General features: G+C 64.8%; 1 protein-coding gene. It reads left to right on the top strand.

The annotated features are described in order from the left end of the window. Nucleotides 1-231 precede the first annotated feature (231 nt). On the top strand, nucleotides 232-1,428 hold the full coding sequence (locus AB0O21_RS40440; RefSeq protein WP_365181022.1) for an IS110 family transposase: 1,197 nt from the start codon (nucleotides 232-234) through the stop codon (nucleotides 1,426-1,428). Nucleotides 1,429-1,451: the final 23 nt, after the last annotated feature.

The following is a 1,451-nucleotide window of genomic DNA, read 5'->3' as shown; positions in this document are numbered from 1 at the left end:
CTTGTCCTACCTTCCAAGTGTGGGTCTGAGTCGGTCATTCGTAAGATCGGCGGATCCGGGGGTTCTGGGTATGGCTGTGAGCTTGTCGCCGTTGGATGGCTCAAAGAACTTGGCCGCCCGGAGCCCCGCGACGACTCGACCGCTAATTGGGATACGCGACTCGATCGCTTCGTAGGACAACGTCGGCGAGGTCGTCTGCGGGACTGGTTCTTGGACGACGAGCTGGCGGAGGTGACCGTGCCCCAGATCTGGGCCGGAGTGGACATCGGCAAGGAACATCACCACTGCGTGGTGCTGGATGCACGGGGCGAGCGACTGCTCTCGCGCCGAGTCCTCAACGATGAGACGGCCCTGCTGGAGCTGATCTCAGACGTGCTGACGCTCTCCGGCGAGGTTCTGTGGGCGGTGGATATCAACCACGGCGGTGCCGCTCTGCTGATCGGCTTGCTGCTCAGCCACGGCCAGCCGATGGTCTATATCACCGGCCTGGCGGTGCACCAGGCGTCGACTGCATACCGGGGTCAGGGCAAGACGGATGAGAAGGATGCCTTCGTCATCGCCGACCAGGCCCGCATGCGCAAGGACCTCGGTCTCTTGCGGCCCGGTGACGAGATAGCCGTCGATCTCCGCACCCTGACCGCACGTCGCACCGACCTGGTCAACGATCGCACCCGGCAGATCAACCGGCTCCGAGCCCAACTCCTTGAGATCTTCCCGGCCTTGGAACGGGCACTGAACTTGAGCAAGAAGGGCCCGGTCGTCCTGCTGGCCGGCTATCAGACACCGGCCGCGATCCGCCGCAGCGGTGTCAGCCGGATCGGCACCTGGCTGAAAAACCGCAAGGTCAAGAACGCCGGCGCTCTCGCCGAGACCGTGGTTGAGGCAGCCCGGTCGCAGCACACCGCACTACCCGGCGAGAAGCTGGCGGCGGCGATGGTGGCCCGCCTGGCGAAAGGGGTGATGGCCCTTGATGAAGAGATTGCCGAGCTCGACGCACTCATTGAGGCGCGCTTTCATGAGCATCCGCATGCCGAGGTGATTCGCTCTCTGCCCGGCATGGGGGCGCTGCTCGGCGCCGAGTTCATCGCCGCCACCGGTGGAGACATGGAGGCTTTCGGCACCCCCGACCGCCTCGCCTCCTTTGCTGGCCTGGCTCCTGTGCCTCGTGACTCCGGCCGCGTCAGCGGCAACATGCGCAGGCCCCGCCGCTACCACCGCGGCCTGCTTCGAGCCTTCTACCTGTCCTCGATGGCCAGCCTGAGATCGTGCCCTGCGTCGCACAGCTACTACTGGCGCAAGCGGAATGAGGGGAAGGGGCACAAGCAGGCGCTGCTGGCTCTTGCCCGCCGCAGAGCCAATGTTCTATGGGCGATGATCCGCGACGGAGCGTGCTACCAGATCCTACCGACCGTCACGACGACGGCTTGACATCGTCATTGGGAAGTTCTTTA

This window comes from Streptomyces sp. NPDC091371 (assembly GCF_040684275.1).
In the GTDB taxonomy this organism is placed as follows: domain Bacteria; phylum Actinomycetota; class Actinomycetes; order Streptomycetales; family Streptomycetaceae; genus Streptomyces.
This window is presented reverse-complemented; position numbering and strand designations above follow the sequence as displayed.